Origin of the sequence: Herbiconiux daphne, from assembly GCF_024979295.1 — a bacterium.
GTDB lineage: Bacteria > Actinomycetota > Actinomycetes > Actinomycetales > Microbacteriaceae > Herbiconiux > Herbiconiux daphnes.
Genome location: NZ_JANLCJ010000008.1, coordinates 1 through 20,794 on the forward strand (window position 1 = coordinate 1; position 20,794 = coordinate 20,794).

Consider the following 20,794-nt stretch of genomic DNA (forward strand, 5'->3'; position numbering starts at 1 on the left):
GTCGTCGGTGAAGGTGAGCATGCCGCAGTCGGTGTGGTGGATGAGGATGATCTCTTTGGTGCCAAGCAGTCGTTGACTGATGGCAAGGGAGCGGATCTCGTCTTCGGTGATCACGCCTCCTGCGTTGCGGATGACGTGCGTTTCGCCTTCGTTCAAGCCGAGGGCGCGGTAGACGTCGATGCGGGCGTCCATGCATGCCACGATGGCGATGTGCTTTGACGGTGGGAGGGGGAGTGGCCCGTCGAACTGGGCGGCGTAGGCGGCGTTGTTGGTGAGGAGTTCGTCGGTGACAGTCATGATGGTCGTGCTTCCGTCGTGGCGCCGAAGGATTGGCGCTCAGTCGGGACGATACGCTCCGGCACAGCGTTTGGCGGGAGCAGGTCAAACAAAGACGGCCACCAGCGATGCCACCAATCCAAAGTGGTGTCTGCAACCTAATTCCGCAGTTACAGCCCGTGGGCTTTGCGACCTGATGGGCTCTGATAGTGCTCCCGTGAGCTGGTTCTCCATGATCGTTTGGTTCGGTAAATCCGATCAGGTGTCGTAGTAGCCGGCCAGGGGTCGTGCGCTCTCGTGTCCCAAGTAGGGGCCCTCGCTCAGGAAGGCTTGTGCGGGCGGAGGCGTGCGCGCGGGTTTTGCGGCCGCTAGTTGGAGGTTGGATAGTGCGAAGACCACTCGAGGGATGGCGGCGCGGCCGATGGCGTTGGCACACATCGGGCATGGTTCGCAGCTGGTAAACATTGTCACGTTGGCGAGCTGGTCTGGGGCGAGGTTTCGTGCTGCCCACCGGGCGAGTTTGAGTTCGGGATGGGCGGTGATGTCGTTCTCGGAGATAGTCGTGTTGGTGTCCTCGGCGAGCACTGTGCCGTTAACGTCGGCGAGAAGCGATCCGAATGGTGGATTACCGGCGGTGCGGGCTGCAACGGCGAGGTCGAGGGCCCGGCGGAGCAGCCCGGTCTGGGTGGTGTCGAGGGTCACAGGTGCAGTGTCCCTTCTGCGACGATGAGTCCTGACCCGGAGAGCTCGACCCGGTCGCCGTCGACGAGGACAGTGAGGATGCTGGGTCGGCCAAGTGAGTTGCCCTGAAGGATGCGCACCGGCTGGCCCTCCCCGGCATGACCGTCCCGGACGAGAACGGCGGTCAAGGGGCCGGCAGCCGTCCCGGTGGCGGGATCTTCCGCGATCCCGACCGTCGGGTTGAAGAACCGTGTGTAGGCATCAGCGCCATCCGCTCCGGGTTCGATGGAGTAGACGTAGCACCCCTCGGCGCCGCTGTCTGCCAACAGCTGCTTCAAGGCAGCCGACTCGGGAACGACTCGGTCGACAGCACCCCGGGACGACAGAGCCACCATCAGGTGCTCTGCCCCGGTGGACACGACCTCCGTGCTGAGGGCGCTATCCAGATCGGTGAGCGCGAGGCCGAGGGCCGTAGCCAACGGCTCACGTTCAAGGACTCGGCGGAGAAACCGCGGCGGCGATTGCTGCATCGTCACGGTTCCGGCATCGATTCGAACGGGGAGAAGATCCGAACCGATCTGCTGGATGAAAGCGGTGCGCTGTGGAGGCAGACGGCCGCTGCTGCTCAGCCAGATCCACGCCCCCATCGCGTTGTGTCCAGCCCCAAGCACCTCCGAGCCGTCTGGGGTGAAGGAACGCAGCCGGTAGTCCGCCGCGTCCGAGGTCGGTGTGACGAGGAACGTCGTCTCGGATTGATTGAACTCCCGGGCGATGGCGACCATCTGCTCGACGGTCAGACCGTCGGCGTCCGGTATCAAGGCGAGCGGATTTCCTGTCAGCGGGGACTGAGCGAAAACATCCACCCAGAAAAAACGTGTACTAGGCATCCGTCCTCACTTCGGTCTTCACACCACGCTAAGCGAGCCCCCGAACCATTCGAAGTGCATTTCGGCGGTATGACGCGCGTTCTGGCGTGCGATCTGCGACAGAATCGGCAGATGACTGATCAGATAGCCGTCGACGCCACGGACGTCGCCCTCATCACAGCGCTGCAGGCAGATGCTCGGACACCTCTCACCGAGCTTGCGCGGATCGTTCACTTGGGAACATCCGCCACTCGCAGCCGTGTGCTCCGGCTGGAAGAACGCTCCGTCATTACCGGCTACACCGCGACCGTGCCGCCCGCCGCGGCCGGCTTCGCACTGCATGCCGTAGTACGAATGAAAGTCCACGGATCACTCTTTGACCAAGTCAACGACGTCATCAAAGAAGAACCCCAAGTCGTCCGCTGCCTCCGCATCACCGGCGAGTCCTGTTACAGCATCGAGGTCCTCGCCACCGACATGAGCGACCTGGAACGCATCACCTCCAGGTTTGCTCGAATTGGATCAATCACAACAGACCTCGTTTACGGAGTCGTCACCGACCGACCAACCCCCTTTGCTCCGCGAGAGCAGATTTGAGGCAACTCAGCCTTCTGGCCGGGCCTGTTTGCGGATTGTGACGCCGGAAGGGCTTAAGGGTGACTCCCGCCTGATAGCAAGGACTTCGGCAGATACCCGGTGTGCGCTTATGCCCGCATTGTTCCGAATGGAGACGGCCTTGACCAACGAGCGGGTGACGGTGATTGGCGCAACCGATCCGGTACCGGGGTCTGAGGTGTATGAGGGCGACACCGCGCTCGTGCTCGACCGGTCGTTTGTCGTTGGAAGCGCGAGGACGCAGGATGCTGCGGGCTTCGACAAGACTTTGATAGCGGTGGGGGTTTCGTCGCCTGACTCAACCGTGTTGTCCGCGCTCGTGCTTTCAGAGACTGAGCGGCTTGGCGTGTTGGCTGCATTTCGGCCCAACCGGGAGCCTCCCACTAGCGCTGCCAGGCGCTTTGCCACCTTGGACGCGCTCTGGCCGGGCGGGCGAGTGGCCGTGAATGTTGTTAGTGGCGCTTCGGATGCGGATGCTCGTCGAGAGGGTGACGACCTAACTAAGAGGGGCCGGTATGACCGAGCCGCGGAGTTCTTGCAGGTTTTTCGCAAGGCGCTCACCAGTAGTGAGCCTTTCGATTTCTCAGGCGGGCATTACCAGGTCGAACAGGGAGTCAGCGATATCACCACGAAGCCGGCGAGTCCGGTCGAGATCTATTTCGGTGGGCACTCTCCGAAAGCGATCGACGTTGGAAGTCGTTTCGCCGACGTGCACGCTTCCTGGGGCACACCGTTATCGTCGTTCGCACCCCGGGTCGCGGAGATTCGTAGGCAGGCCGCTGAGGCGGGACGTTCGGTGCGGATATCTGCGTCGTTTCGCCCGATCATCGGCCGAACTGAAGTTGAGGCGTGGGCGACCGCTGAGAGGTACCTCGAAACGGCTCGTCGACGCCTGGGCAGCGCTCAGCGCGCGGTGTCAGCGGCCTCCATTGCCGGCCACGAGGATCTCTGGCGCGCTGCTGCAGAACGGACGGTACATGACGAAAGACTTTGGCTCGGTATCACTCAACTGGCGGGCGCCAAATATGACACCGCAGCGCCGGTAGGTACCGCAGAGCAAGTAGCCGACCTCCTGAGACGCTACGTCGAAATAGGGGTCACTGACTTCATAATCCGAGGATTCGGTGATCCTCTAAAGGAATTCGCCGAGTGGGGAAGGGAACTCATTCCCCGACTACATGACTTGCGCATGCCGAAAACGCGCATCTGAACTCCGACAACCGTCGACGAAATAGAGCGGAACAAGCTCGGATCGTCCCCGTCTCAGGGCTCATTCTCGCTTTATGACAGGGTGTGTCGACCGAGATGCGAGCAGTGCTGCATTGTCATCGACAATAGCTGGCGACCCCACTCGGAAGGACCCCCCATGAACACGCCACGTGTGCCACTCGGCCGGATTGTCAGTGCCGTCACCGGCCTCGCCTTACTGGCCACGGTCGCGGGCTGCACGAGCACAGCCGCGGGTGGGGACTCCACCGCGGCCGCCGAGGGTGGAACCATTATCGGCGGTATCACCAGGCCAGCGAACGGAGCCGATCCGCTGACCGAATTCACCCAGAGCAGTGCCTACCTCACGAATCCGGTGCTCTCGGACCTGATTGACATCGACGCCGACGGCACACTTATTCCGGATGCGGCCACGGACTGGTCTTCGTCGGACGACGCGAGCGTCTGGACCATTCACCTGCGCGAGCAGAAATACCTCGACGGAACGCCGTTCGACGCGGCCCTCGTGGTCGAGATCCTCGATAAGGCTCTCGACCCGGTCGCCCCCGCCGCGGGCGTCTCGGGACTTCGCGGACTGCTGTCGCCTGGCGGGACAACCGCTATCGATGACCAGACCGTGCAGTTCACCCTCGACACTCCCTACAGCAACTTCGCCTACTCGCTGGCGGGCATTGAGCTCAACTGGCTCCCCGACTCGATTCAGCCCGGAGATTACGTCGATGGCAAAGCGGGCGGAACGGGCCAGTTTCTGCTGACGTCATACTCACCGGACAGCGGAGTGGTGTTCACGAAGAACTCCGACTACTGGGACGCGGAGGACATTCACGTCGACGAGCTCGATCTGCGGTTCTACGACGACGACCAAGCCATTGCCCTGGCCCTCCAGGCCGGTGAGATCGACTTCGCTCCCAATCTGTCAGCTGCTTCGGTGCCGGCTCTGAAGGGCAACGACGCGATCACCGTGCTCTCCACCCCCTCGAGCGCGCACAATGCGATCCGCTTCAACGTCGACTCGGCCCCCTTCGACGACGTCCGAGTGCGGCAGGCGTTCGCTGACGCAATCGACCGTCAGGCTCTTGTCGACACGCTTTTCGATGGTGACGCGGATGTGGCGAACGACAACGCATGGGCACCCGTCTTCCCCGAGGCTGAGGCTGTGACCGCGGCGGTGCCCCAGCGTGAGCACGACGTTCAGGCCGCGAAGGACCTGTTGGCCGAGGCGGGCCACGCCGACGGCCTTGACGTGACCCTCACCATCCCCGACACCGCCGCCGTCACCGCACTGGCCCAGCTTGTGCAGTCGCAGCTGAAAGAGGCAGGCGTGAACGTCACAATCGACTCCCTTCCAGAGGGTGACTACTACGGCAGCCTTGACGAAGTAAACGCACCGTGGCTCTCCGCCGCATTTGCGATCACACCCTGGGCCACCCGCACCGACCCCAGCGCCCTGCTGCGCTCGGCCTACGTGAGTGACGCTGCTTTCAACGAATCCCACTACGCCAACCCTGAACTCGACCAGCTGGTCGCTCAGTACGACGCCGAAGGAGACGAGGCGGCCCGGTCCGATCTTTCCGTGCAGATCGCCACGATCGAAAGCACTGATGTTCCGGCAATCATCGCCTACTTCTCGCCGGGCTACCGAGCCGTATCGACCGACGTCACCGGGTTCCCGGCCGGACCCGTCGCCTCCACCCTCAACCTTGCAGGGGTGCGGATCGCGGGATGACCCCCACCACGATCACCTACCAGTCGCGGGGGAGTGCCCGGGTCACCACCGCACTCTCCCGCGCCAGGGCGCCCTTCGGCTACCTCGCGACTCGGGCGGTCATGGCCGCGGGGGCGCTCGTGGTCGTGTCGATACTCGTCTTCGGCCTGGTCAGCCTTCTGCCGGGCGATATCCTCGTATCCCGGTTGGGGTCGCAGGCCCTGCCTGAGCAGTACCAGGCGCTGGCTGCGCAGCTCGGTCTCGACCGGCCGCTCTGGCAGCAGTACCTCGACTGGGTCGGCGGCTTCGTGCGCGGCGACTGGGGAGTGTCGTGGATGCGCGACGAGCCGGTCAGTGGCCTAGTGATCGGCCGACTGGTGAACTCGCTGATGCTCGGCACGGTCGTTCTCGTCATGCTGATCCCACTCTCGTTCGGACTCGGCATCATCTCCGGACTCCGGCCCGGTGGGGTCATCGATCGTGTGGTGTCGGTGCTCGGTTCCGCCCTACTGGTGGTGCCCGAGTTCGTGACCGGCGTACTGCTGCTGATGCTCTTCAGCGTTCAGCTGAAATGGTTCCCCGTCTCATCGGCACCGCCGGCCGACGGGGACTTCTTCGCCACAGTTCGGGTCCTCATCTTGCCCGCGATTCCGGTGGTACTCGCCTCCTTCGGGTACCTTGCGCGGCTGATCCGTGCGGGAACTCTTGAGGTGGCCGACGCCGCCTACGTGCGCACAGCCACCCTGAAGGGCCTTTCTCGCTCTCGCGTGATCGGGGCGCACATTGTTCGCAACGCCGTGCCGTCGAGCGTGTCGGTGACTCTCCTGCATGTCGGCACCATCCTCGGGGGCCTGGTGATTGTGGAGCAGCTGTTCTCCTACTCGGGCCTCGGCAAACTCATCGTCGACTCGACGGTCTCGCATGACACCCCCGTGCTGCTGGCCGCAGCGATGGTGGCCGGAGCGCTCACGCTCGCGGCGATCATCCTGGGCGACATCATGCTGCTCGTGCTCGACCCGCGTGCCCGAGCGGGTGCCCGATGAGCCTCGCGCGCGACATAGCTGCCGACGGCCTTCTGCCGGTCGTCCCCGAGCCGGCCGCCCGCACGCCTAGAGCAGGGAGTGGGAGGCGGTCTCCGTCGTGGCAGCTCTGGATCGGCGCGGCTCTGATGACGGTGTGGCTGCTCTCAGCCGTGTTGTGGCCGCTTGTGGTGCCTTTCGACCCTGATGCGACCAACGTCGGGCCCGCAGTCGCGGGGCCGGGCGACGGACACCTACTCGGAACCGATGATCTGGGACGTGACGTGTTCTCGCGCGTTCTGGCTGGGGCAACCACCGTGTTCCTGGTTGCCCCCGCGGCGACGCTTCTGCAGCTCGTGGTCGGGCTGGCGATCGGCATGAGCGCCGGCTACTTCGGCGGGCGGGCCGACTCAGTGCTGATGCGGTCGATGGACGTCGTGATCGTGCTGCCCACTCTCATCCTGTTGGTCATCGTCGTGCGAGTCCTTGGTGTCTCGACACCGACCCTCATCGTGGTCATAGGCCTTGCGGGGGTGCCTACCTTCGCCCGGCAAGCGCGCAACCTCACCTTCCGGCTACGCAACCGCTCGTTCGTGACCGCGGCCCGGATGCGCGGCGAGAACGCCGCGGCCGTCATCGTCGGCGAGCTCCTCCCGAACCTGCTCCCCGTGATCGCGGTCGAGGCCGTGGTGCGCTTCGGTTGGAACACCCTGGCGAGCACCTCGTTGGCCTTCCTCGGGCTTTCGTGGCAGCCGCCTTCCTCGGACTGGGGGCTCACCATCAACACGGAACGCATCTACCTGCAGGTGCAACCGTTCACGGTCCTCGGCCCGGCGCTTGCCCTCGCGAGCCTCGTTGTAGGCGCTGGCCTCGTGGGCGACGCGTTGGCGAAGAAGTGGCGGTCCCGATGAGTAACTTCGCTCTCGAATTGACCTCGCTGTCGATCGACTTTGGGGATCGCCGCATCATCCGTGGGCTCGACCTCGAACTGGGCACAGGCGAGGCGTTCGGCATCGTCGGTGAGTCGGGCAGCGGCAAGTCCACCGTGGTCTCGGCCGTCGTACACGCCCTACCTGTGTCGGGACGACTGGTCGGAGGCACGGTGCGAGTGGCCGGCCGGCCAGTGGCGGAGCTCGACGACTCGGATCTTCGGCGACTCCGCGCACGCCACGTCGCAGTAGTTGCCCAAGACCCGGCGGCATCCCTCAACCCCAGCATGATTATCCGCTCCCAGTTGCTCGAGGTCTTCCGGGGGAGGGCCGATGTCACACCTGACGAGGCTGCGCGCCGAGTGGCCGCAATGCTCGAGCGACTACGGCTGCCCTCCGACTCCGAGTTCGGTCGGCGCTACCCACACGAACTCTCCGGTGGCCAGCAACAGAGAGTGCTTCTCGCGATGGCACTGGTGCGCGAACCGGAGCTCCTCATCCTCGACGAAGCAACCACCGGGCTCGACGCCCTGGTCGAACGCGACGTCATCGGGCTGGTCAACGAGCTGCGGCGCGAACGCGGTTTTGCCCTGCTTGTCGTCAGCCACGACTTCGGCGTCGTGCGGGCGCTCACCGAACGCATCGGCGTCCTTCGCGACGGATCCTTCGTGGAGGTCGGGCCCACCGAGAGGGTACTGGTAAAGCCCAGCCACCCCTACACGGCACAACTGCTTGCCTGCGCACCCACGCTCACGCACCATCGGCGGCACAACCCACTACGGCCCATCGACGATCCGGGCATCTCGGGCGGAACCACTGAGCCTTCCGCGACGCCCGCACCCAACCCGCCTAGAACACCAGCAGCGTCACCGCTTGTCACCGTTTCGGGCGGGGGCAAAGCGTATCGCGGACGCCCCGTTCTTCACGACGTGCAGCTCGAGATACGAGTCGGCGAAACACTCGGTCTGGTGGGGGAATCGGGAAGCGGCAAGTCGACCCTCGCCGGCCTGATCGCGGGCATCACCCCCGCTGATACGGGGAAACTCACCCTACACGGGACACCAGTCCGCTGGCCGCTGCGCCAGCGTTCGGCGGCCACTATACGGTCAGTGCAGATGGTGTTCCAGAACCCTGACTCGACCCTCAACCCCAGCCACCGCATCCGCCGCATCCTCACCCGCGCCATCCGCCAGCTGCGCTCGACAACCACCCCGGAACGCGCCCTCGCCGAGGTCGGACTCGACACCGGCGTGCTCGAGGACTACCCCGTTCGCCTCTCGGGCGGCCAGAAGCAGCGGGTGGCGATCGCCCGAGCGCTGGTCAGCGAACCCTCCCTGCTCATCTGCGACGAAGCAGTGTCTGCCCTCGATGTCTCGGTGCAGGCCGGCGTCCTCGCCCTGCTGGACCGCATTCAGTCCACCAGGGCCATGTCGGTGCTGTTCATCTCGCACGACCTGCGAGTCGTGAACTACATCAGCGACCGGATCGCGGTGATGTTCGCCGGCCGGCTCGTGGAATGCGGGCCAGCGGCCGACCTCATCGCCAGGCCACTGCATCCCTACACTCGCGCCCTCCTAGAGGCAGCCTCCGTGATCGACACCATCAACGGCCCGCCGGCCCTCCCACCGGGGCGGGAGCCCTGGCGGGAACGCCACGCCAGCGGCGAAGGTGACTGGGTCGAGGAAGCCCCCGACCACTGGGTACTGCGGTACGCCGAATCACGCACCGACCCTGACGGCCGCGGCGACCGCCACCGCGCCGCAGACACTGCGGAACCCGATGCGGTCCGCCCCGACTCATCCCCGCACCCATCTCAGCCGCCTGCCGAGGCGCTCAGCGAGAGGACCCGATCGTGAACCGACCGTCATCACCGACCCTCATCGAAGACAGCCCACTCACCACACGAACCCGCGGTGACTCATTCGTGCTCTACCCGCTGCGGCGCCGTCTGCGCCTCGAGTTGGCAGGGCGCATCGTGGCCGACACCGAAGAAGCGGTGCTGTGGCTGGAGCGGCGAGACCGCGCCGCGCTGGCCGAGGCCGTTGCCCGCAACGAGCACTACTTCGCAAGCACCTACTACTACCTCCCACGCTCGGCCTTCATCGACGGCGCCCTCAAACCCAGCGACGAGGGCCGCGTCGACGAACGAGTAGGCAGAGGGCGCTACCTCAGCGTCAGTGCAGGCGACAAACGGCTCGACAGGGCCGCCTGGGTGTGGGAGGAAGCCCCCGGCACCCCAACGCTTAACGACCTGGTGGGCGTCGACGTCCACCGTTTCGACGCGGCCTTCGAAGAGGACGAGCTCGTGATCGGCGCCCGCAGCCCCTTCCATACCGTCGATACCCGAGCAAGCTCACGACACGTACGCGTGCTCGTTGACGGCACAGTAATCGCCGAGTCACGATCAGCAGTGCTGCTCTACGAAACAGGACTACCCACCCGCTTCTACCTGCCCCGCATCGACGTCGACACCCGCTATCTCGAACGCTCATCATCGAAGGGACAGTGCCCGTACAAAGGCCGTTCCCGCTACTGGAACGTCGTCACACCGGATGCGCGGCGTACAGATGCGGCGTGGTCGTACGATCTGCCCTTCAGTGCCGCCGTCGGCATCGCCGGGCGCATCGCCTTCTGGGAAGAGGCCGGGGTGCAGATCGAGATCGACGGCATCCCGCGACCGCCGCTGGACACGCGGCGATTCACCGGGGTATGGGATGACGAATCGAAGACCCTGATCGGACAGACCACCGGCGGCGACGGCCGCGTCTCCGCCTTAGCCCAGGGAGGTTCCAAGTGACCCGGGTCATCCTCGGCGCCCTCTACCCGGGACAACCCGGATGGACACGCTGGAACGACGCACCAGGCTCCGTCATCGACATCGACGCAGCCCGTTACGTCGCACGCCGAGCAGAAGAAGCGCACCTCGACTTCATCTTCATGCCCGAGGGGCTCCGTCTCCTGGAGACCGCCGGTCTGATCGACGAAGACAAACTCACCGGCCGCGCCGACGCTCTCACCATGCTCGCCACACTGCTGGGCTCCACCGAACGCATCGGCCTCGTCGCCACCCTCAACTCCACCTACAGCGAACCCCGCGACCTCCTCCGCGAACTGGCCACCATCGATCTGCTCAGCGAAGGAAGGGCGGCCTGGAACCTCGTCACCAGTAACGATGCGTTCACCGGGGAGAACTTCCGCCGTGGCGGGTACCTCGCCTACGACGAACGCTATGGCCGCGCCGCCGAATATGTGGCGCTCCTCCGGCAGGCCACCACGTCCTGGCAACTCGACGACATCATTGCCGACACCGCCACCGACCGGCCGCTCACCGAGTCGGCGACCGCCCGGCGCCACCTCGACGTGCGGGGCGCGTACATCTGTCACGCCGGCACCTTCCCTGTGCCTTCCGTGACCGGGCAGCCTCCGGTGCTTTTCCAGGCCGGAGACTCACCCGACGGTCGCGACTTCGCCGCCCAGTGGGCCGACGCGGTGTTCTCGCACCACGTCTCCGGCCCTTCCGCGGCAGAGTTCTACCGCGACACGAAGTCGCGACTGGCACAATTCGGTCGACCGGAAAGTGACCTCAAAATTCTTCCCGCACTGAAAGTCGTCGTGGGCGCGACGAAGGCCGAAGCCATCGAGCGAGCCCACGAGCTGATCTCGGTGCAGCTTTCCGACGAGGTCATCCGCCGCGAACTCAGCGCGGTCTGGGGGGTCGACCTCTCCAACCTCGATCCCGACGGGCCTCTCCCGCCCTTTGATCCCGATCCTGGAACCGGTGGGAAGTTCTACAGCGAAGCCACTACTCCGCAGCAGACCGCCGACCGCTGGCGCCGGATCTCGGCCGAGCACGGTTACCGCAGCGCGCGCCGGCTCCTCGCCCACGTGCACGGCGGATCGGTACTCGCCGACACCGCGACCGGCGTGGCCGAGGAGATGATCGCACGCGTCGAGACCCACCTGGTCGACGGGTTCATCCTCGCCCCCAGCGAGCTCACGACGGGCCTGGACGAGGTCTACGACCTGGTGATACCCGAGCTGGTCGATCGTGGCGCTTTCCGCACCGACTACGAAACCACCACTCTGCGAGGCCACTTCGGGCTGAGCTCCGCCCGCGAAGAGGCTCTGCGATGACCGATCGAACCCAGCCCCTACTCGCCGTCGAGATCGGCGGGCTGGGCGCAAGCGCCGAAGCCTGGCGGTGGGCCCCGCACCCGCGCGCCGCGTTCTCCGCAGCAACCCTGCGACAGAGGCTCGACTGGGCTGTCGCCGCCGGCGCCGACGCGGTCCTAATCGCCGAAGACGCCCGCCTCGACGAACCTGCCGGGCCACTAGGAGCGCTCGACCCGGTGCTCCTCGCGTCCCTAGCCCTCGCATCCCCGAGCGCGCCTGTCGTCATCCCCGAAATCGACCTCGCCGGCCGCGAACCGTTCCACGTCGCAAAACGGCTTGCCACCCTCGACCACATCGGTCAGGGTCGAACAGGCTGGCAAGTCACCGCAGCCTCACCCCAGGATGGCAACGCCGCAGATGCGCTGGACGTCATCGAAGTCGTTCGTCGACTCTGGGACAGCTGGGAGGATGGCGCCGAAATCAGAGACCATGAGACCCACCGCTTCCTCGATCGGACGAGGCTGCATCGAGTCGACTTCACCGGACAAAACTTCTCGATCGCAGGGCCGCTCACCGTATCGCGCCCCCCGCAGGGTCAACTACCACTCGTACTCGTCGTACGCTCGATCGAGCAGTTGAAGTTCGAGGCACAGCCTGCCGTCGTACGCATCCAGTCATCGACGGCAGCCGATGCCATCTCAATCGCAGACGAAGTACGCCGGATCTCTGACGAGAACGGAACCCCGACACCGGAGATCTGGGTCGACACGGTGGTCGCACTCGACGAGGCAGGCACGTCTCGGGACAGCCTACTGGCGACCGTTTCGTCGGGCATCAGACCGGCCATCCCCGTCGCAGGCCCTCTCGCGAAACTCGCCGACCTGCTGCGTGACCTGACCGCTCTGATCGGAGCAAACGGTATCGTCCTGCGCCCCGCAACAGCAGACGTCGACCTCCGCCTTCTCGGCGAAGCATCGACCAACACTGCCCCCACCCCGAACGTACGAGAAGCGGACCTCTCGTTTAGCAGCCACTCAACCTTTACCGAACTGCTTGGACTCCACCGGCAACCCAGCCGATACGGGTCGTGACACTTCTCGATCCGGATCTTCCCCGGATCGACGTGCGCGGGTCGACATAAGCCGGCCCGCGAAGCGTCCTAAACGACGCTGACGTCTACTTTTTCGTTGTAGAAAGCGATGTAGCCACGAATCTTCTCGACGTGCTCAATCGGATCCGGATAAGACCAAGCGATCGGATCCGCCGCCGGGTCACCTGCCGCGCTCCAATAGTCTGAAGCGATCCCCTTGATCGGGCACGTGCTCGACAGGTCGATTGTTTCGAGAGTGGTGAAGTCGACATCGTCTCGCGGCAGGTAATAGCGGTCGATCGCGCCAGGCTCGTGCAACACCAACGCTCGGGTGGAATATGCGAGCTGCGTTCCCTCACGGCTGACGCGGACCTCCGCGGGTGCAGTAGCGAAGGTAATAGGGTTCGGCCCACTGTGATCGTGGCTCATGATGGCCTCTCAAATGATGTCGAGTTGAAAAACGGCGCGTTCATGGCCGCTCCAAAAATTATGCTCGTGCTGGCTTGCAACAGATCCTGCGTAGGACACTTTTCGTCATGGTCAAGTGGCGTGGGGCATCAACTGGAACTGCTGTCTCGCTCTCCTAGGGATAGGAGATGTCTCATCGCTCACGAAATTGCAGAGATGGCCTCCCGGGTTTGCTGGGTCGGCGATTCTCACATCTATGTGTCTCAAGCGGGTGCTTAGATTCGTGAAACCGAACTGAGTTGTGAGACGGATTGAGTGCATCGGCAAGCTGATCGGATACGCCCGGGTGTCGACCAAGCAGCAGAGTACCAACCGGCAGGCCGCAGACTTGATTGAGGCCCGCGCTCGTTGGGACGACCTCTATATAGATAAGGCCGTCTCGGGAGCCAGAGCGTCAAGTCCGGAGTTCGACCTCGCGATCGACGCGCTCGAGGCCGGTGACACGTTGGTGATCACGACGTTGGACCGATTGGCGCGGTCGACGCAGAACATGCTCGCGTTCGCGGAGCAGCTCCGAGGGAAGGGCGCCGGGCTTCGGGTGCTGAATCTTGGTGGCGGTGACGTGGACACGAGAACCCCAATGGGAGCGATGGTGTTCACTGTGATGGCCGCGCTCGCGCAGATGGAGTTCGACATCAAACGCGAACGCGTCGGCGACTCGGTCTCGAAGCGGCGAGCGGCGGGGAAGGATCTGGGCGGACGGCGGAAGACGTTCACGGATTCTCAGATCCGGAGTGCCGCCGTGCTGGTTGGGCAGGGCGAACCGATCGCGCAGGTGGCAAAGGATCTGAAGATCTCGCGCGCGACGCTGTACAGGCGCATGTCTCTGCTGGACCAGGCCTGAAGTTGGCCGCGCCATCTGATATCTGCCGCCTTGCCGATGAACTGAGCGCTTGTGGCCTACTTGGGGTGTACGCCAGATAAGGCGTCGCTATGCTTTCGGCTGTCGGAACTGTCTGGCAGAGTCTTCACACGGACTAACGGACAGGACACCACATGAGGCTTCACTCTGTTTACGCGCGTTTCTACCGTTCACTGAATTACGACTTCATCCGAGCGTCAGGGGAGAACTATGAGCCCGATCCATGGGATGCGACGACTGAAGGAGACTACCCGTTCGTCCGCATCAAGCTCCGCCCAGGCATCACAACTATCGTCGGCGCGAACGAGTCAGGGAAATCTCAAGTCCTCAGCGCCATTGAAGCAGCCCTGACCGGAGAGGGATTTGAGCGCAGCGATTTCTGCCGTTACTCCCGATTCTTCGGTATCCACGACCACATCGTGCTGCCGGAGTTTGGGGTGGTCTTCGCCGACCTCCTAGACACAGACGTGAAACTCATTGAGAGTATGTCTGGTCACAGAGACCTTCGCGATGTCGAGCGGGTCGCGTTCTTTCGAATGAACGACACGCCAATATTTCGCGTGTACGTTCGGCAAAAGGGCGTGTGGACCGATGGGGTGCACGTCCAGAAGCCATCGATGCTTTCGGAACTGGGCATGCCCGTTCCGTTCCGGATCAATGCTGAAGTACCACTCCCTGAAAGCGTCCCTCTGGACTACCTCGTCTCGGTCGCGAAGACCGCGCCGCTGGGCCGCGATCGCCTCCGTGAACTATGGGCGGGGTTTCAGAAGAACAACGGCTGGTTCCAGTCCGATCAGACCATCACGGCGAATGCCGCCGCCATCTCTCAACTGTTTCGGCCTGTCCGCGAGGCCACCAGCACGGAGATTGCCATGTACGAACTTGCCGCCGACCTGATCTTCAAAGTTGCCGGCGTTAAGCGCGAGCTAATCCGAGAGCTTCAGGAGCATGTCAAGAAAAAGAATGGCTACGCTAACAGCATCGTTGACACCATCAACAGCGAACTCGCGAAGGCTCTGGACTTCCCCCACTGGTGGTCCCAAGACTCTCAATTTGAACTCTTTGTTTCGTTATTTGAGTTCGACCTGGTCTTCATGATTCACGACCGGACTGGTCGCACTTACGGGTTTGATGAGCGCAGCGCTGGCCTGAAATACTTTCTGTCGTACTTTGTCCAGTACCTCGCTCACGAAGTGAGATCTGACGGGCGCCCCGAAATCCTTCTGATGGATGAGCCGGATCAATTTCTTTCTGCCTCCGGCCAGCAGGATCTCTTGCGAGTCTTTGATGACTTTGCTGACCCCAAAGACGCAGGTCGCAGTCCCATCCAGGTCGTGTATGTCACGCACTCGCCGTTCCTCATTGATAAGAACGAGGCTGACCGCATCCGGGTCCTAGAGAAGGGCGAATACGACGAAGGCACCCGGGTTGTTACCAGCACCGCTGCCAACCATTACGAGCCACTGCGGTCGGCCTTCGGGAGCTTCGTCGCTGAGACCACGTTCATCGGCAACTGCAACCTCATGGTTGAAGGTCCCTCTGACCAGGTGCTCATCAGGCGCATCCCGGTGGCTTAAGAAGCTTGGCGTTGCCGACCGAGATCGGATAGACCTGAACCACATCACTATCGTGCCAGCCGGGGGCACCCGTCACATCCCATATCTCGTCTACCTGGCTCGTGGCCGCGACATCGACAAGCCGCCCGTCGCAGTGCTACTAGACAACGACAAGGCTGGTAACGACGCACGAGACGATCTCGCGGCCGGCGGCGCCTACGGTGACAAGCTCATCGACTCTGATCTGGTCCTCCAGCTCGGCTGTGACGAACTAGCCGGCCTCGTAACGGACAACCCGCATGGCATTGCAGGCATCGAAGACATCATCCCCTTCAACGTCGCTGTCCTAGCCGCCGCGATCTACTGCCGCGAGTTCGTCCCGACCATAGACCCCCTCGAACTCAAGCTGCTCCCCAAGAATGTCTATCCAGCCGTGGCCGGCGATGCCGAGAAGGCGCCCCGGAACGCTGGCACGTTATCGTTTCTGGAAAAGGCCATTGCTGCGAAAACTGGCGCTTCGACCTTCCATCTGGACAAAGTTGCGTTTGCACGCGCCACTCTCGATGCGCTTACAGGAGCCGCCGACGAGTCCGTGACCGCAACCGAGCAAGATCGAAAGACTGCCAGCAGCAACTTCACTCTTCTGCTGAAGAACATTGCCTTGTGCCAGCGGAAAGCCGAGCGTGCCGAGTCCGTGCAAAAAATATCCAGTCGCATCAATCGCGCCAAGAAAGACTTCACCAGGACACACGCTAACCAGGCTCGTCGCGAAGATGTCGTCACACTTATCGAAGAGATCGGCAGCCAACTCGATCGCAGCCCGGAGGCCGAGGACGTCCGCGCTGAGATGCGCACTTGGTACGCAAAATTCGAACTCGACGAAGATCCCCGCAAGCTCGTCACTGACTTCAAGGGTCTTCTTAGGTCGCTCGATGCACTGGCCTACCAAGCCGTACGCGCCGCCGCGGCCCGATAACACGCCAAACCACGGGGTCGAAACGAACAGCAGTCCCGGATTGGCAGCGATCGGCGCTGTGCCGATAGCGTGAATTCCTCACCGGGCTCGACGCTCCCCAGCCTAGAAAGGCTGGGTGTTCCACGGATCGCTCGGCGCCGATGGCGGCTGCGCTGGAAGGGGTGCCTGCGGTAGTGCATCGGCTAGCCCACGTGCTTTCGCGGCGGCAACGACAAGGTCTTTGTTTGGCTCAAAGCCTGGTTGTTGGACCAGCCAGGGCACGATTAGTGAGGCCAGCCATGTCCGTGAGTCAGCTATCACTCGGCCGCGATATTCGCCTCCGTAGACCTGGTCATTGTCACGGAGCGCTGTCGCCACGGCGGCGACCTGATTTGTCGTCAGATCATTGTGGTCACGCAGTCGATCGCAGAGAGCAGTTGATTGGTCGAAGTTTCTGGAAGCCTGGAGCGCTGTCACGAGGGAGGTGATGAGTGAGCCAGACAGGAGCGGGCGTTCGGCTGCCCAATCAATCAGAACGTCGGCAAGAGCGGTCGCACTCATCGTGTTTGGGACGGTGTAAGCCTGTTGCTTCCCGAGCGGCCCGTACGGGTCCGTCCCGGCGAATTTGAGAGCGCGCAGAGGAATTTGTCGGCCGAGCATCCATCCGACTTCCTGATCGCACCAGCGACTTTCGATGAAACCGGGATGCAAGAACACCACCCCACCATTCACTGATGCCAGCGCGTCCTCGATTGGAGCCTGCCATGTGCTATCCGGCTCGATATCATCGTGAGCGACGAATAGGGAGACACCCCACTTGCGGTTGAGCGCGTCGGCGACTTCATGGACGAAGACCTTCTGTGTGGTGAGATGCGACGCGAATAGTTTGAGTGGGGCAGGCTCGGACGAAGCCCCCAATGCAATCAGCGGTTCGTCGAAGAGCTCGTGCAATGTAGTGCTGATGCCTTGCAAGACACTCAGATCCACGTTGTGGAGTGCTTCGATCACCCACGAACGTCGCGTTTCCTCGGTCGGGCGGTAGCCCTGATAGTTCTCTTCCCACTCGTCTGGATCGATCTGGTTGACGCCAGCTTCACGAAGAAGCAGGTTCACATCTGAAATTCCCAGGTCGGCTATCCGCCTACCCAGGAGGCGGATGAGCTTAACCTTTTCGACATTGAATGCGGGCACGTCGGTCCCCTCTGATGGGTGAAGGATTTAGCTTGGTCGGGAACGTTCGCCACGCATTGTCGGCTGAACCGTACCAGTCCGTATTCCAGCTGTCATCGGACATGACGATACGGCCCTCGTTGCTGAGCCCGGGGAGCCGTGGGACTGAGACGGGCACCTCTTCCCTGATCGTGTCCGCTCTCACCGGTTCGGTCATGAGCTCAGGGTAACTGCCCCTGCCGTCGTTCACCGGTCATGTGTTCCTGCCCGAGTCGCACCCGACGCCGCAATATGCCAACAGCTTGTTGGCATATTGCGCGGTAATTAATCTGCTTCTACTTGTCGTTCCAGGGCGGCCGCAAGTTGATCGGCGTTGGGGAGGACAGCCTGCTCATTCACCGGCAGCGATTCGTATGTGTAGGTGGATACCGCCATCGGTGAGTCTGTGCGGCCGAGCGAGTAGCGGACGGTGTGTTCATTGCCGATACCGCAGATCAGAATCCCTACCGTTGGGGCGTGGGCTTCGCGTCGCAGGCGATCATCGACGAGAGCGACGTAGAAGCCAAGCTTCCCCGCGTACTCCGGCTGGAACCTTCCGGTCTTGAGCTCGACGACAACGTAGCGGAGCTGCTCAACGCGGAAGAACAAGAGGTCAAGGTAGAAGTCGTCGCCGCCGACGTCGAAATGCACCTGCCGACCCACGAACGCGAAGCCGGCGCCGAGCTCCCGGAGCGTGTCGACGATCCGGTCCATCAGAGCCTGCTCGAGTTCCCGCTCCGCGACATCGGATGTGAGATTCAGGAAGTCAAACACGTAGGGGTCTTTGGCAAGCTGCAGCGCGAGGTCGGAGTCTGCGGGAGCAAGTTGCCCGGCGAAATTAGTTGCTGCAGCACCTGTGCGCTCCAGGGTTCGGTTCATGATCTGGTTCATCAATACGTTCCGGGACCAACCGTGCTCCACTGCCTGCGCGGCGTACCAATCGCGTGATTCCCGGTCATCCAGCTTGTCGATGAGAACCGTGATGTGTCCCCATGGCAAATTGCCAACAGCCTGTTGGCGAATTGAGGCTTCCTCAGGCCAGTCCTGGGCGAGGGTGCGCATGTACTGCAGGTTCGAGCGAGAAAACCCCTTCATTTCCGGAAACTCCGCACGAAGATCATCCGCGATCTTCTGCAGGACGCCCGTACCCCACGAACCGTCCACCTGCCTAGACTCGATCGTGCGTCCTATCGACCAGCACAGCTGCACTTACTCTGTGTTGACCCGGCGCTGCGCGTGCATTCGAGCGCTGCGGACCTGGGACTTCAGCTCGTCGAGGACGGAGCGGTAGTCGTCTGGGACCAGCGGCTGTGGGTGCATCAGGGGGAGCCTACCGCCGCCACGCTCCCGGGCTCAGAAGCGACGCTCGAGAGGTGATTGAGCGACCGCTTTAGCGATCGCGCAGCACTCATGGGGAGTCGGCGTCGACGGAGCGACACCGAATGGACGCCGGCGGGCCGGCGGCAGCCCCTATGGGGTTTCTTTGCATCTCCGGGTGGAGACCCTAGTTCGCTCCCGCGTCTGCGTGCCGGGCTTTCGCGGCATATCCTCCCCGGCTTCGCCTGGTCCGGTATTCCACGTCCCAGCACTTCGCCGCTTCCGCTCTCAAGGGATCTTCCCGCGGAGACGCAAAGAAAAACGATCAGCCAACCAGAGGGAGAACAGATCATGTCGGACATCATCACCATCACCGGGATCGTCGCCACCGACCCCCGCCACATCGTCACCCAGGCGGGGCTGGACGTGGCCAGCTTCCGGGTCGCATCCGCCCAGGGCCACTACGACTCCGACGCCGGAAAGTGGGTCGAGACAGGAACCAACTGGTACTCCATCAGCGCGTTCCGTCAGCTCGCGGTCGGGGTGACCAGCAGCCTCCGCCGAGGCGAGCACGTCATCGTCACCGGGAAACTTCGCGTTCGCACGTGGGAGGACGGCGACAAGAGCGGCACGAACGTCGAGATCGACGCGGATGCCATCGGGCACGACCTCACCTGGGGCACCACCGTTTATACCCGGACTCCTCGCACCGGCGACACCGCCGAGCAGGGCGCCCCCGACGAGCCCTCCGCCGGAACGGGCCCGTTCTGAGACGCCTTCGAGGGGGCGTGGATGCGCCCCCTCCCAATTTCGAGAGGAACCCTATGTCGACCGAACAGAACCCCATCCAGACCATCCGAACCGAACTTCCCGCACAACTGCCCCTCGAACACAACGCGGTCGAAGCCATCCGCCGTGCCAGCAGCACACCCCTGACATACAGCGACGCCGCGATTGCACGCGTTGCCTGGTCGGTCATCATCGAACCCGGTGACCCCGAGGCCGGAGCCCTCATTCACACGCACGGGCCGGTCGCGGCGCTCGCTCTCGTGGTCAACCAATCGACCGGCGACGCTCCGGGTCGACTCGCGAACCTTGCGGGAGCTCAGTACAACCCGAGCCGGGTTGCTCGCCGCCTCGAACTCACCGACAAGCACGGCTTCGCGATCCTCACACCGGAAGACGCGGGCTGGCCGACACGTGTTGCCGCACTCGGTGACGCTGCCCCGCTCCTGTTCTGGTGCCGCGGAAACCTCGAGGCACTGAACTCCGAACATTCCACCGCGATCTCAGGCTCCCGCGCCGCCACAACGTATGGCGAGCACGTCGCCATGAACCTGACCAGCGACCTCGTCGCGAACGGGCACGTGATCATCACCGGTGCCGCTTACGGCATCGACGGGATGGCAACCCGGGCCACACTTGCAAGCGGTGGGACGCCCGCCGTCGTTCTCGCCGGTGGGGTGGACCGGTTCTACCCGGCCGGGCATCACGACCTCATCACCCGAGTCGCGACCAACGGGGGAGTGGTCATCAGCGAATTGCCGCCCACTACCGCTCCGACAAAGTGGCGGTTCCTTGCACGGAACCGAATCATCGCCGCCCTCGCCGATCAGGTCGTCATCGTCGAAGCCGGGAGCCAGTCCGGATCGCTGAACACGGCAGGGCACGCGAAGAGCATCGGCAGACCGGTCTACGCCGTCCCCGGGCCGGTGACCTCGCCAACGTCGGCCGGGTGCCACCGGCTCATCCGGGAGGGGCGAGCCCGCCTCGTGACCTGCGCCGCCGAGATGTCGTGACCTCGGCACGGCCGGCCCCGCGTGGGCCGGCCGTGAGGGGCGGGTGCCCTCACACTCCCCACCCAGGAGCGGACGCGCCTGTCGGCGCGACAGCCATCCAGAAGCGT

At 63.5% G+C, this 20,794-nt stretch carries 20 protein-coding genes; 14 read left to right on the plus strand and 6 right to left on the minus strand.

Annotated features, from left to right (window positions below):
• From N1032_RS18070 to N1032_RS18080, 3 genes are all read right to left on the minus strand, one after another.
• A partial coding sequence (locus N1032_RS18070) for a beta-class carbonic anhydrase (RefSeq protein ID WP_259540594.1) occupies nt 1-297 on the minus strand: 297 nt, incomplete at its 3' end.
• 237 nt (nt 298-534) lie between these two features.
• Complete coding sequence (locus N1032_RS18075) at nt 535-978, minus strand: nucleoside deaminase (RefSeq protein WP_259540595.1); 444 nt, start codon at nt 976-978, stop codon at nt 535-537.
• Nucleotides 975-1,844 (minus strand): PhzF family phenazine biosynthesis protein, encoded by an 870-nt coding sequence (locus tag N1032_RS18080; protein WP_259540596.1) that lies wholly within the window; start codon nt 1,842-1,844, stop codon nt 975-977. The genes N1032_RS18075 and N1032_RS18080 overlap by 4 nt, the downstream gene beginning before the upstream one ends.
• Nucleotides 1,845-1,955: 111 nt before the next feature.
• Here N1032_RS18080 and N1032_RS18085 point away from each other — a divergent pair, with 111 nt between their 5' ends.
• From N1032_RS18085 to N1032_RS18125, 9 genes are all read left to right on the plus strand, one after another.
• Nucleotides 1,956-2,420, plus strand: coding sequence for an Lrp/AsnC family transcriptional regulator (locus tag N1032_RS18085; protein WP_259540597.1), 465 nt, complete (start codon nt 1,956-1,958; stop codon nt 2,418-2,420).
• Nucleotides 2,421-2,559: 139 nt separating this feature from the next.
• Nucleotides 2,560-3,648: an LLM class flavin-dependent oxidoreductase gene (locus N1032_RS18090; RefSeq protein ID WP_259540598.1), complete on the plus strand. Its 1,089-nt coding sequence runs from the start codon at nt 2,560-2,562 to the stop codon at nt 3,646-3,648.
• A gap of 156 nt (nt 3,649-3,804) precedes the next feature.
• Complete coding sequence (locus N1032_RS18095) at nt 3,805-5,391, plus strand: ABC transporter substrate-binding protein (RefSeq protein WP_259540599.1); 1,587 nt, start codon at nt 3,805-3,807, stop codon at nt 5,389-5,391.
• Entirely contained in the window at nt 5,388-6,413 is a 1,026-nt protein-coding gene (locus N1032_RS18100) for an ABC transporter permease (RefSeq protein ID WP_259540600.1), read from the plus strand. The genes N1032_RS18095 and N1032_RS18100 overlap by 4 nt, the downstream gene beginning before the upstream one ends.
• Nucleotides 6,410-7,300: an ABC transporter permease gene (locus N1032_RS18105; protein WP_259540601.1), complete on the plus strand. Its 891-nt coding sequence runs from the start codon at nt 6,410-6,412 to the stop codon at nt 7,298-7,300. The genes N1032_RS18100 and N1032_RS18105 overlap by 4 nt, the downstream gene beginning before the upstream one ends.
• Nucleotides 7,297-9,174, plus strand: a complete 1,878-nt coding sequence (locus tag N1032_RS18110) for an ABC transporter ATP-binding protein (protein ID WP_259540602.1) — start codon at nt 7,297-7,299, stop codon at nt 9,172-9,174. Before N1032_RS18105 ends, N1032_RS18110 begins: the two co-directional genes overlap by 4 nt.
• Complete coding sequence (locus N1032_RS18115) at nt 9,171-10,115, plus strand: DUF427 domain-containing protein (RefSeq protein ID WP_259540603.1); 945 nt, start codon at nt 9,171-9,173, stop codon at nt 10,113-10,115. The genes N1032_RS18110 and N1032_RS18115 overlap by 4 nt, the downstream gene beginning before the upstream one ends.
• The gene (locus N1032_RS18120; RefSeq protein WP_259540607.1) at nt 10,112-11,452 is read left to right on the plus strand and encodes an NtaA/DmoA family FMN-dependent monooxygenase; all 1,341 of its coding nucleotides are present in this window, start codon (nt 10,112-10,114) and stop codon (nt 11,450-11,452) included. The genes N1032_RS18115 and N1032_RS18120 overlap by 4 nt, the downstream gene beginning before the upstream one ends.
• Nucleotides 11,449-12,522, plus strand: coding sequence for an LLM class flavin-dependent oxidoreductase (locus tag N1032_RS18125; protein ID WP_259540608.1), 1,074 nt, complete (start codon nt 11,449-11,451; stop codon nt 12,520-12,522). Before N1032_RS18120 ends, N1032_RS18125 begins: the two co-directional genes overlap by 4 nt.
• Nucleotides 12,523-12,590: 68 nt before the next feature.
• On the opposite strand, the gene N1032_RS18130 is transcribed toward N1032_RS18125, so the two are convergent.
• Nucleotides 12,591-12,950: a DUF427 domain-containing protein gene (locus tag N1032_RS18130; protein WP_259540610.1), complete on the minus strand. Its 360-nt coding sequence runs from the start codon at nt 12,948-12,950 to the stop codon at nt 12,591-12,593.
• 298 nt (nt 12,951-13,248) lie between these two features.
• Between N1032_RS18130 and N1032_RS18135 the strand changes: the two genes are divergently transcribed.
• The 3 genes from N1032_RS18135 (at nt 13,249) to N1032_RS18145 (ending at nt 16,383) form a co-directional block, all read left to right on the plus strand.
• Nucleotides 13,249-13,833, plus strand: a complete 585-nt coding sequence (locus N1032_RS18135; protein ID WP_259540958.1) for a recombinase family protein — start codon at nt 13,249-13,251, stop codon at nt 13,831-13,833.
• Between the two features lie 152 nt (nt 13,834-13,985).
• Complete coding sequence (locus tag N1032_RS18140) at nt 13,986-15,428, plus strand: AAA family ATPase (protein WP_259540611.1); 1,443 nt, start codon at nt 13,986-13,988, stop codon at nt 15,426-15,428.
• Nucleotides 15,429-15,480: 52 nt separating this feature from the next.
• Nucleotides 15,481-16,383, plus strand: a complete 903-nt coding sequence (locus N1032_RS18145; RefSeq protein WP_259540612.1) for a hypothetical protein — start codon at nt 15,481-15,483, stop codon at nt 16,381-16,383.
• Nucleotides 16,384-16,485: 102 nt separating this feature from the next.
• Here N1032_RS18145 and N1032_RS18150 read toward each other — a convergent pair whose 3' ends face one another.
• Together N1032_RS18150 and N1032_RS18155 are read right to left on the minus strand one after the other, a co-directional pair.
• On the minus strand, nt 16,486-17,553 hold the full coding sequence (locus N1032_RS18150) for a toll/interleukin-1 receptor domain-containing protein (protein ID WP_259540613.1): 1,068 nt from the start codon (nt 17,551-17,553) through the stop codon (nt 16,486-16,488).
• A 303-nt stretch (nt 17,554-17,856) separates the two neighbouring features.
• Nucleotides 17,857-18,780, minus strand: coding sequence for a PDDEXK nuclease domain-containing protein (locus N1032_RS18155; RefSeq protein ID WP_259540616.1), 924 nt, complete (start codon nt 18,778-18,780; stop codon nt 17,857-17,859).
• A gap of 459 nt (nt 18,781-19,239) precedes the next feature.
• Between N1032_RS18155 and ssb the strand changes: the two genes are divergently transcribed.
• Nucleotides 19,240-19,659 (plus strand): single-stranded DNA-binding protein, encoded by a 420-nt coding sequence (ssb, locus tag N1032_RS18160; protein ID WP_259540617.1) that lies wholly within the window; start codon nt 19,240-19,242, stop codon nt 19,657-19,659.
• A gap of 53 nt (nt 19,660-19,712) precedes the next feature.
• The gene (dprA, locus tag N1032_RS18165; protein ID WP_259540622.1) at nt 19,713-20,687 is read left to right on the plus strand and encodes a DNA-processing protein DprA; all 975 of its coding nucleotides are present in this window, start codon (nt 19,713-19,715) and stop codon (nt 20,685-20,687) included.
• The last annotated feature ends 107 nt before the right edge of the window (nt 20,688-20,794 follow it).

What these genes read in the sequence shown, in the direction of transcription:
- N1032_RS18080 (WP_259540596.1), bottom strand. Translation starts at nt 1,844, where the DNA reads ATGCCTAGTACACGTTTTTTCTGGGTGGATGTTTTCGCTCAGTCCCCG.
- N1032_RS18085 (WP_259540597.1), top strand. Translation starts at nt 1,956, where the DNA reads ATGACTGATCAGATAGCCGTCGACGCCACGGACGTCGCCCTCATCACA.
- N1032_RS18095 (WP_259540599.1), top strand. Translation starts at nt 3,805, where the DNA reads ATGAACACGCCACGTGTGCCACTCGGCCGGATTGTCAGTGCCGTCACC.
- N1032_RS18100 (WP_259540600.1), top strand. Translation starts at nt 5,388, where the DNA reads ATGACCCCCACCACGATCACCTACCAGTCGCGGGGGAGTGCCCGGGTC.
- N1032_RS18105 (WP_259540601.1), top strand. Translation starts at nt 6,410, where the DNA reads ATGAGCCTCGCGCGCGACATAGCTGCCGACGGCCTTCTGCCGGTCGTC.
- N1032_RS18110 (WP_259540602.1), top strand. Translation starts at nt 7,297, where the DNA reads ATGAGTAACTTCGCTCTCGAATTGACCTCGCTGTCGATCGACTTTGGG.
- N1032_RS18125 (WP_259540608.1), top strand. Translation starts at nt 11,449, where the DNA reads ATGACCGATCGAACCCAGCCCCTACTCGCCGTCGAGATCGGCGGGCTG.
- N1032_RS18130 (WP_259540610.1), bottom strand. Translation starts at nt 12,950, where the DNA reads ATGAGCCACGATCACAGTGGGCCGAACCCTATTACCTTCGCTACTGCA.
- N1032_RS18140 (WP_259540611.1), top strand. Translation starts at nt 13,986, where the DNA reads ATGAGGCTTCACTCTGTTTACGCGCGTTTCTACCGTTCACTGAATTAC.
- ssb (WP_259540617.1), top strand. Translation starts at nt 19,240, where the DNA reads ATGTCGGACATCATCACCATCACCGGGATCGTCGCCACCGACCCCCGC.
- dprA (WP_259540622.1), top strand. Translation starts at nt 19,713, where the DNA reads ATGTCGACCGAACAGAACCCCATCCAGACCATCCGAACCGAACTTCCC.